The 9,174-nt window shown below is 67.6% G+C and carries 8 protein-coding genes; 7 read left to right on the top strand and 1 reads right to left on the bottom strand.

The features are described from left to right. Positions 1–535: 535 nt before the first annotated feature. Positions 536–1,420: an HAD-IIA family hydrolase gene (locus DR046_RS16225; protein ID WP_115383437.1), complete on the bottom strand. Its 885-nt coding sequence runs from the start codon at positions 1,418–1,420 to the stop codon at positions 536–538. A gap of 298 nt (positions 1,421–1,718) precedes the next feature. On the opposite strand from DR046_RS16225, the gene DR046_RS16220 reads away from it, so the two are divergent. The 7 genes from DR046_RS16220 to DR046_RS16190 are packed head-to-tail and all read left to right on the top strand — an operon-like array spanning position 1,719 to position 9,087. After that, complete coding sequence (locus DR046_RS16220; RefSeq protein WP_115383436.1) at positions 1,719–2,498, top strand: DeoR/GlpR family DNA-binding transcription regulator; 780 nt, start codon at positions 1,719–1,721, stop codon at positions 2,496–2,498. Continuing rightward, positions 2,495–3,529 (top strand): ABC transporter ATP-binding protein, encoded by a 1,035-nt coding sequence (locus DR046_RS16215; protein ID WP_115383435.1) that lies wholly within the window; start codon positions 2,495–2,497, stop codon positions 3,527–3,529. The genes DR046_RS16220 and DR046_RS16215 overlap by 4 nt, the downstream gene beginning before the upstream one ends. A 42-nt stretch (positions 3,530–3,571) precedes the next feature. Continuing rightward, entirely contained in the window at positions 3,572–4,828 is a 1,257-nt protein-coding gene (locus tag DR046_RS16210; RefSeq protein WP_115383434.1) for an ABC transporter substrate-binding protein, read from the top strand. 58 nt (positions 4,829–4,886) lie between these two features. Then, entirely contained in the window at positions 4,887–5,780 is an 894-nt protein-coding gene (locus DR046_RS16205) for a carbohydrate ABC transporter permease (protein ID WP_115383433.1), read from the top strand. Continuing rightward, positions 5,777–6,586, top strand: coding sequence for a carbohydrate ABC transporter permease (locus DR046_RS16200; protein WP_115383432.1), 810 nt, complete (start codon positions 5,777–5,779; stop codon positions 6,584–6,586). Before DR046_RS16205 ends, DR046_RS16200 begins: the two co-directional genes overlap by 4 nt. A 3-nt stretch (positions 6,587–6,589) precedes the next feature. Further along, positions 6,590–7,387 (top strand): phosphodiesterase, encoded by a 798-nt coding sequence (locus tag DR046_RS16195; RefSeq protein WP_115383431.1) that lies wholly within the window; start codon positions 6,590–6,592, stop codon positions 7,385–7,387. Between the two features lie 44 nt (positions 7,388–7,431). Then, entirely contained in the window at positions 7,432–9,087 is a 1,656-nt protein-coding gene (locus DR046_RS16190; RefSeq protein WP_115383430.1) for a Na/Pi cotransporter family protein, read from the top strand. Positions 9,088–9,174 lie beyond the last annotated feature (87 nt).

Here is a 9,174-nt window from a genome sequence, read left to right as displayed (position 1 = left end):
TCTCGCGCACGAGGTCTCCGTCCGCCTGCGTCTCAACCAGCTCGATCAGCGCCAGTCTCTCTTCGGTCATCCTCATCTCCGTCTCAGCTTCCAGGTCTCGCAACCCGAACCTTCTCCGAAGATCGGCGATGACCGCCAGCGTCACCCACGGCCGCGCGCCGCGCTACGCCGAAGGCTCCGCGCGCGGCTTCCTACACCACCACCCGGGACGCTGCCGTTAAGGACACTCCCTGGCACAGCTCTCTGCGTTTCGGTTTCGCAGGCCCTCCACCGGGTCCCGGCCCCTGCCGCCTCTTTTTCGTGGGTCGGCGTACCGGACCGGCGTGCCGCGGAGACAAGGACGTGCGTGTCTGATCCCGGCTTCGGGGTCCTGCCCTCGCAGAGACCGGCCTCGCGCACCTGGCGAACCGTGCCTCCGATTGGGCGCCCGGGGATCGACGCGTCGCGTCTACCACGCCTGCGGACCCGATCCGTTCGGCGAGGCCGGTCGGACGCCCGGACCCGCTTGCCGTGCCCGGCCGGGAGACCCGGGACTTCAGATGCGTGGCAGTCTCCAGTCGGGAAACATCCCGGCAGCCCCGCAGAAGCTCATCGCGTCCTCGCCCGAGAAGAGGCCGTCCCGCTCCACGAGGACGGTCCGCCAGCCCCGTGCCGCCGCGCCAAGGATATCGGTGTGGAGCGTATCGCCGCACATTACGATGCGGTCTGGCGCGATGCCGGGCAGCGAGGCTTCCACCATCTCGAAGACCTCCGGAAAGGGCTTGCCGAAGAAGCGTATGCCGGCAATGCCGCGATCCGCCAGAAGATGGCCGAAGTGACCGGGCTCGAGCGAGAAGCCCGTCTCGCGCGGCGCCACGAGATCGGCGTTCGCGACCACGAGCGGCCTTGGGCTGGCCAGAAGCGATCGCTCCAGAAGCGTCTGCCGTTCCCCTGTCCAGGTCTCCGTTGACAGGAACACGAACCCTTCGGCGCGGTCGTAACCGGCCGCATCGTCCCCCAGGGTGTAGGCGCCGGCGGGCAGGTCCGACAGGTCGTCGGCCGGGGCGGCGATGCAGCCCCAGCGGCGATCGTCGAGATGAGCCAGCGTCGCGTCGCGGCTGGTGACGATCTCGGCATCCTCGACCCTGATCCCGAGCTTGTCGAACTTCGCGACGGCGCCCGCATGGTCGTAGCTGGCGGCATTCGAGAGGATCCGGATCCGGCGGCCCGCGCTGCGAAGCCGGTCCAGGCGTTCGGACGCGCCAGGGATCGCCCTGTCCCCGATGTTGAGGACGCCGTAGGCGTCGAACACGAAGGCGTGACCCGCATCGACGATATCGCCCAGGGAGTCGATCCGCTGCGTCCGGGGCCAGGGCCCCGCAGCGGGCAGGCGCGCGCCGATGGCCCCGTAGCGGTCGAATATCGTGGCGACTGTTTCCATGCCTTGCTCCCTCGATTCCGACGGCTCGCGCGATGCGAAACCGGGCGCGCACGCCGCGGTCACGTTACCGGAAACGACACGTATTGGAAGAATAAAGCGACAAACGTACATTCCTGCCGGGACGAGGCCTGGAAGTCATCTGTGCGAGGCATTTGACGATCTGAAAGCGCTGGCCCCTCCTCCGATGACAGGGAAGCGTGACGTCCGTATGTAACTTTCTTCCAGAACAATGTTGGAAAAGAGTGTTGCTTTGTCGCTTTGACTCGTGAACACTCGACACAGCTTGCGAGGGGCGGAGATGGCTTCGAAGAAGGTCACGCGACGCGATCTGATCCGTCAGGTCGTCCAGGAGAAAGGGGGGGTCAGCGTCGGTGCGCTGGCCGAGATGTTCGGCGTCTCGACCCAGACCATCCGGCGCGATCTCGACACCTTGTCCGCCGACGAAACCCTGCAGCGTGGCCATGGCCGCATCGAACTTGCCGAAGGCAGCCGGAACACGCCCTTCGACCAGCGCGCCGGCACCAACCTGCTGGGCAAGCGCGCCATCGCCGGGCGCGCGGCGGCGATGATCCCGGACGGGGCCACGCTGTTCTTGTCTATCGGCTCGACGGCGCTGAGCGTGGCGCGGGCGCTGAGCGGCAGGAAGGGCCTGACGGTCATCACCAACAACCTGAGCGCGGCGATGGCGCTGAGCGAGGAGATCTCCAACCGGATCATCCTGCCCGGCGGCGAGATCCGCCTGCCCGACCGCGATTTCGTGGGCGAGGAGGTGGTGGAGTTCTTCTCGCGCTTCCGGGCGGAGTTCGCGGTGTTCGGAACGGCAGGCGTCGACAGCGAGGGCGCGCTGCTCGAATTCCACCAGAGCGAGGTGCGGGCGACGGAACAGATGTGGCGCAACGCGCGCAAGTCGATCCTCGTCATCGACCGCAGCAAGTTCGGGCGACTGGCACCCGCCGTGGGCGGCAACATCGCCGAGATCGATCGCATCGTCTGCGACCAGCCGCCGCCCGAGACCTACGGCCCGCTGATCGAGGCGCTCGGGGGCCGGATTACCTTCGCAGAGGACCCCGCGCGATGACAGACCCCTTCGTTCACGTCGACGACGTCGCAAAGCGCTGGAAGGGACAGCTCGGCGTGGAAGGCATTACCCTGTCGATCCCGCGGGGATCCTTCGTCGCTCTGCTCGGCCCGTCGGGCTGCGGCAAGTCCACGACGCTGCGGCTGCTCTCGGGACTGGAACTCCCGGACGAGGGGCGCATCCATATCGACGGCCGCGACGTGACCACGGCAGCCCCGTCCGAGCGCAACCTGTCGATGGTCTTCCAGTCCTACGCGCTGTTCCCCCATCTCAGCGTGGCCGAGAACGTCGTATTCGGGCTGAAGGTCCGCAGGGTCGGAGCCGCCGAGCGGCGCGAGAAGCTGCGCCGCGCGCTCGAGATCACGGGCCTGCTGGGCTACGAGGCGCGCAAGCCCGGCGAACTGTCGGGCGGTCAGCGCCAGCGGGTCGCGCTGGCCCGCGCGATCGTCGCCAACCAGCCGCTGTGCCTGATGGACGAGCCGCTCTCGAACCTCGACGCCAAGCTGCGCGCCTCGGTCCGCAAGGACATCAAGAAGCTCCAGGTCGATCTCGGAATCACGGTGATCTACGTCACCCACGACCAGACCGAGGCGATGAGCATGGCCGACATGGTCGTGCTGATGAAGGACGGCCACATCCAGCAGACCGGCGCGCCCGAGGATCTGTATTACAGGCCCGCGAACACCTTCGTCGCGGAGTTCGTCGGCGCGCCGCCGATGGCGCTTCTCGACGGTGCGGCGGTGCCGGGCTTCGAGCGGGCGGCGAAGGTCGGGCTGCGCGCCGAAAGCCTGCGCGTCGCGGAGGCGGGCCAGGGGCGGCTGACCTGCCGCGTCTCCGAATGCGAGTTCCTCGGGTCGGAGACCTTCGTCGGGCTGACGCACCCGGCCGCCAACGGGCTGACCGTCTCGATGCCGGGGCTGAAACACATCCCGCCCGGAGAGAAGCTGGAGATCGATTTCGCGGACGAGGACCTGCATTTCTTCGACGCGAAGGGAAACCGGGTGGGCCATCCGGACACCGCGACGGCGTAGCGCCGCGCGGGAAAGGCCAAGGTCATGTCTAGGGAGGACATCATGAAGACCATCAGGACAAGCGGTCTCGCGACCATCGCGGCGACGCTGATCGCCGCGCCCGTCGCGGCCCAGACCGAATTGACGATGTACTACCCGATCGCGGTGGGCGGTGCGCTCACCGATGTCGTCGACGGCATAGTCGCGAAGTTCGAGGAGGAGCACCCCGACATAGACGTCAACGCGATCTATTCGGGGAACTACGACGACACGCGCGTGCGGGCGCTGTCGGCGATCGCGTCCGGGGAACCGGCGCAGCTGGCGGTCATGTTCTCGATCGACGCCTACGACCTGATTGAGCAGGAGCGGATCGTCCCCTTCGAAGATATCGAGGGCGTCGACGAGGAGTGGCTCGACAGCTTCTACCCGGCGCTGATGGCCAACAGCGAGATCGAAGGGAAGACCTGGGGCATCCCGTTCCAGCGGTCGACCATCGTGGCCTACTACAACAAGGACATGTTCCGCGAGGCGGGGCTCGACCCCGAGAACCCGCCCGAGACCTGGGACGAGATGGTCAGCATGGGAAAGGCGCTGACCGACGAGGACACCTGGGGGCTGATGATCCCCTCGACGGGCTATCCCTACTGGATGTTCCAGGCGCTCGCGATCCAGAACGGCAAGGAGCTGATGTCCGCGGACGGGCTCGAGACCTATTTCGACGATCCGGCCGTGATCGAGACGCTGGAGTTCTGGAAGTCGCTTTCCGCCGAGCACGGCATCATGCCCGCCGGGACGGTCGAGTGGGGCACCCTGCGCCAGGCCTTCCTCGAAGGTCAGGCCGCGATGATGTGGCATTCCACCGGCAACCTGACGGCGGTCAAGGACGCCGCCAGCTTCGATTTCGGCGTGGCCGAACTGCCGGCCAACGAACGGCCCGGCTCGCCCACCGGCGGGGGCAACTTCTACATCTTCGCGGACACGACCGACGAGGAGCGGGCCGCCGCCCTCGAGTTGATCAAGTTCATGACGGCGCCCGAACAGGCGGCGGAATGGTCGATCGCGACGGGCTACATGGGCGTCTCGCCGGCCGCCTACGAGACCGAGGCGCTGCAGGCCTATACATCGGAGTTCCCGCCGGCCCTGGTCGCGCGCAACCAGCTCGAGAACGCGGTCGCCGAGTTCTCGACCTTCGAGACGGCGCGGGTGCGCGACGGGCTCAACAATGCCATCCAGGCGGCGTTGACCGACGCGAAGCCCGCCGCAGAGGCGCTGGAAGAGGCGCAGGCCGCGGCCGAGCGTCTGCTAGAGGACTACCGCTGATCCCCGGCGCGGAGGCCGGCCCCGGCCTCCGCATCCGACGGGCGAAAGGTCGAGGACCATGGCGAACAACGTGAACATCGAATACCGCAGGCAGGCCATCTATGGCTGGCTGCTGCTGTCGCCCGCCGCGATCCTGCTGACGGCCTTCGCCTTCTACCCGTCCATCGCGACCTTCTGGACCAGCCTGTTCAGCCGCGGCACGCGCCGGCGCCCCAGCGAATTCGTCGGCGGCGAGAACTACAGCGACCTCTTCGCCGATCCGACTTTCTGGAAGGTGGTGACGAACAACCTGATCTACGCGGGCGCGACGATCCCGATCTCGATCGCGATCGCGCTCGGCATGGCGCTCTGGGCGAACTCGAAGATCCCGGCTCGGGGCTTCGTGCGCACCGCCTATTTCACGCCGACCGTGCTGCCGATGATCGCGGCGGCGAACCTTTGGCTGTTCTTCTACACGCCGGGGCTGGGCGTGCTCGACCAGATCGGGTCGCTATTCGGCCTGCCGTCGGTCAACTGGCTGGGCCAGCCCGAGACGGCACTCTGGGCGGTGATCATCGTGACGATCTGGAAGGAGGCGGGGTTCTTCATGATCTTCTACCTCGCCGCGCTCCAGACCATTCCCGAGGACCTCAAGGAAGCCGCCGACATCGAGGGCGCGAGCCGCTTCACCTATACCCGCCGGATCGTGCTGCCGCTGCTCATGCCGACGACGCTGTTCATCATGGTCAACGCCCTGATCAACTCGGTGAAGCTGATCGACCATCTGTTCATCCTGACCAAGGGCGGGCCGAACGACGCCTCGAAGCTGATCCTCTACTACATCTGGGAGATGGCCTTCGCCTTCTTCGACGCGCCTCAGGCGGCGGCCATGACGATCCTCGTCCTGGTAGTGCTGGGCGTCGTCGCCGGCATCAAGTTCACGATCCTCGACAAGCGGACCCATTACCAATGAGCGGCCTTTCCCGACATATCGAGACCCTCAGCGCGCTGCTGCTGGCGGTGATTTGGATCTCACCCCTCGTCTTCGCCTTTTGGGCCGCGTTCCACACGACCTCGGACGCGGTCAGCTTCGACCTCACCGCGCCCTGGACGCTGGACAATTTCCGCATCGCCTGGGCCGGGGCGCCGTGGCTGCAATACTTCCTCAACACCTTCCTGCTGGTGACGATCATCCTGATCGGGCAGTTCATCGTCACCACCCTGGCCGGGTTCGCCTTTGCACAGGTCCGGTTCCCGGGGCGGGACGTGGTGTTCATCCTCGTTCTGATGCAGCTCTTCATCCTGCCCGAGGTGCTGATCGTCGAGAACTACGTCATGGTCTCGCGCCTCGGGCTGTTCGACACGCTGCTGGGCGTCGGAATGCCCTACATGGCCTCGGCCTTCGGAATCTTCCTGATGCGGCAGGCCTTCAAGGGCGTGCCGATCGAACTGCACGAGGCCGCCCGGGTCGAAGGCTGCGGCTGGTTCGGGATCCTTTGGCGGGTCTACGTGCCGCTGGCGCGTCCGACCTACCTCGCCTACGCACTGGTCTCGGTCTCGACCCACTGGAACAACTTCCTCTGGCCGCTGATCGTCACCAACTCGCCAGACACCCGCCCCCTGACGGTCGGGCTGTCAATATTCGCCGCGCCCGAGAACGGAGTCGACATCAGCGTGATCTCGGCGGCGACGATGATGTCGGTCGCGCCGCTGCTGATCGCGTTCCTGGTGTTCCAGCGCCAGTTCGTCCAGGCCTTCCTGCGCGCCGGGATCAAATAGGCGATGGCCAGGTTCCTGCTTCTGTCCGACCTGCATGCCGTGGCGCCCGGCGAGCTGGTGTCGGGGCGGCTCGACACGCCGGCGCTGTTGCGTGGTGCGATCGACGCGCTCCGCGCGCGGATGCCGGCGATCGGCCCGTTCGACGCGGTGCTGGTCGCGGGCGATGTCAGCGACGATGGCAGCGCCGAGAGCTACGCCCTGGCGCGGGCCGAGCTTGCCCGCCTCGGTCTGCCGGTTCTCGCGATCCCGGGCAACCACGACATGCGTGCGGCGTTCCGGTCAACCTTCGCCGATCTGCCGGGCATGCCGTCCGAGGGTCTGCTCGACTGGGTGCGCGACATCGCCGGCACCCGGGTCGTCGGCCTGGACACGCTGGTCGAAGGGCAGGGCGGGGGCGACCTGCGGCGCGAGAGCCTGGACCTGCTGTCCTGCGCCCTGCGCGACGCCGGGGACCGCCCCGTCCTCATCGCGCTGCACCATCCGCCGCTCGGCACGGGTATCCGCTTCATGGACGGGATCGGCCTTCGCAACCCCGGCGACCTCGCCGCCATTCTCGCGGACGCCCCCCACCCCGCACGGATCGTCGCCGGGCATGTGCACGGCATCCATGCGGGGATGGTCGGGGCAAGCCCCGTCGTGACCCTGCCTTCGCTCTGCAGTGCCTTCGCGCTGGACCGGCGCGCCGACGCGCCGGTGGGGTTCATGACGGCCCCGACCGGCTGCGCCGTGATCGACACCGGCCCCGGCGGGGCATGGACGCTCCTGCCCCTCGACCACGGAGACGGCCCCTTCCCCTTCTGACAGACGCCCGACACCACCGACGCCCGAAAACCCCAGGACCTGCAATGGAAAACGGCCCCCTTGTCTTCCTCGTCAACATGGCCGCCGCGGCGGCCCTGCTGATCTGGGCCGTCCGCCTCGTGCGCACGGGGTTCGAGCGCGCCCTCGGCGGGCAGCTGCGGCTCTGGCTGCGGCGCTCGACCTCGAACCGCGTCGCGGCGGCGGCGACCGGTGGGGCGACCGCGGTCCTGATGCAAAGCTCGACCGCCGTGGCGGTGCTGATGGCCGGCTTCGTCTCGACCGGCGCGATCGGAAGCGTCGCCGGGCTCGCGATCATGCTGGGCGCCGATGTCGGGTCGGCGGTCGTGGCGCTCCTGCTGAACTCGCGGCTCGCCGTGCTGACCCCCCTGCTGCTGCTGGTCGGCGTGCTGATCTTCCTGCGCAGCGGGCGCCGGCGGGTGCGGCAGGTCGGCCGGATCCTGATCGGGCTGGCGCTGGTGTTCCTGTCGCTCGACCTGATCCGCGAGGCGAGCCGGCCCTTCACCGAAAGCGCCGGGGCGGAGGCGGTGATGCTCTACCTCGCGCAGGACATGATGTCGGCCTTCCTCATCGCGGCGCTGTTCGCTTGGCTGGTTCATTCGAGCGTCGCTGCCGTGCTTCTCTTCGCGACGCTGGCGGCCCAGGGCCTGCTGCCCGCCGACGCCGCGCTGGCGATGGTGCTGGGAGCGAACCTGGGCGGGTCCCTGATCGCCCTCGGGCTGACGCTCCGGTCCGACGCTCCGGTGCGGCGCGTGGTGTGGTGCAATCTGCTGGTGCGTGGCGGCGGCGCCGCCGTGATCCTCTACACGCTCTCTGCGCACGATCTCCCGGTCGCGACCCTCGGGGCGGGACCGGACCAGCAGGCACTGCATCTCCACCTGCTCTTCAACCTCTGTCTGATGCTCGTCTGCCTGCCCTTCGTCGGCCCGCTCATGAAGATCGCCGAGAGGCTCCTTCCCGACACGCCCGCGGCAGCGGACGGAGCCTGGCGTTCGGCCTTGGACCCGGCCGTGCTCGACCAGCCCCGGCGTGCCTTCGGCTGCGCGCAGCGCGAACTCGTCGAGATGGGTCACCGGATCGAGATCATGCTGCGCGAGGTGATTGGCCTGTTCGATCGCTACGATGAAACCGTCGCGCAGCGGCATCGCGGCGAGACGCGCGCCATCTCCCGAATGTCGCTCGACACCCGGACCTACCTGTCGCGCGTGCGCAGTCACGACCCGAAGGAAGATACCGGCAAGCGCGCCTTCGACCTCGCCGGGATAGCGGTCAACTTCGAGGCCGGCGCGGACGTGATCGGCAGGAAGCTGGTCCGGCTCGCCGAACTCAAGGACAAGGAGGATCTGAACTTCTCGGCGGAGGGCTGGCGGGAACTGTCCGACTTCCACGACGTCGTGCTGCGGAACGTGCAACACGGGATTTCCGTCCTGATGTCCGAGGATATCGGCCTGGCCAGGGAACTCGTCGAACAGAAGGAACGTGTGCGCGACCTGGAACAGAGACTGCAGCAGCGACACCTGAAGCGGCTCCGGCAGGGTCTGGCCGAGACCTTCGAGACCAGCTCGATCCATATCGACATCCTGCGGTCCCTGAAGACGCTCAACACCTCGTTTGCAATGATCGCCTACCCCTTGCTCGAGGACAGGGGCGAGCTTCTCGAAAGTCGGCTTGCCAGTTCCTGAAGCGAGGTCGCCCGATCCCCCGGGTGATCGGGTTGCCGCGCGCGCGGAACCCCTCCGAACTCCGTGATCGGCCGGGGCGAGGGTCGC

This window comes from Jannaschia formosa (genome assembly GCF_003340555.1).
GTDB classification, from domain to species: domain Bacteria; phylum Pseudomonadota; class Alphaproteobacteria; order Rhodobacterales; family Rhodobacteraceae; genus Jannaschia; species Jannaschia formosa.
This window is presented reverse-complemented; position numbering and strand designations above follow the sequence as displayed.

Excerpts from the sequence above, each read along its gene's own strand:
- DR046_RS16190 (WP_115383430.1), top strand. The coding sequence starts at position 7,432 with ATGGAAAACGGCCCCCTTGTCTTCCTCGTCAACATGGCCGCCGCGGCG.
- DR046_RS16195 (WP_115383431.1), top strand. The coding sequence starts at position 6,590 with ATGGCCAGGTTCCTGCTTCTGTCCGACCTGCATGCCGTGGCGCCCGGC.
- DR046_RS16225 (WP_115383437.1), bottom strand. The coding sequence starts at position 1,420 with ATGGAAACAGTCGCCACGATATTCGACCGCTACGGGGCCATCGGCGCG.
- DR046_RS16210 (WP_115383434.1), top strand. The coding sequence starts at position 3,572 with ATGAAGACCATCAGGACAAGCGGTCTCGCGACCATCGCGGCGACGCTG.
- DR046_RS16220 (WP_115383436.1), top strand. The coding sequence starts at position 1,719 with ATGGCTTCGAAGAAGGTCACGCGACGCGATCTGATCCGTCAGGTCGTC.
- DR046_RS16215 (WP_115383435.1), top strand. The coding sequence starts at position 2,495 with ATGACAGACCCCTTCGTTCACGTCGACGACGTCGCAAAGCGCTGGAAG.
- DR046_RS16200 (WP_115383432.1), top strand. The coding sequence starts at position 5,777 with ATGAGCGGCCTTTCCCGACATATCGAGACCCTCAGCGCGCTGCTGCTG.
- DR046_RS16205 (WP_115383433.1), top strand. The coding sequence starts at position 4,887 with ATGGCGAACAACGTGAACATCGAATACCGCAGGCAGGCCATCTATGGC.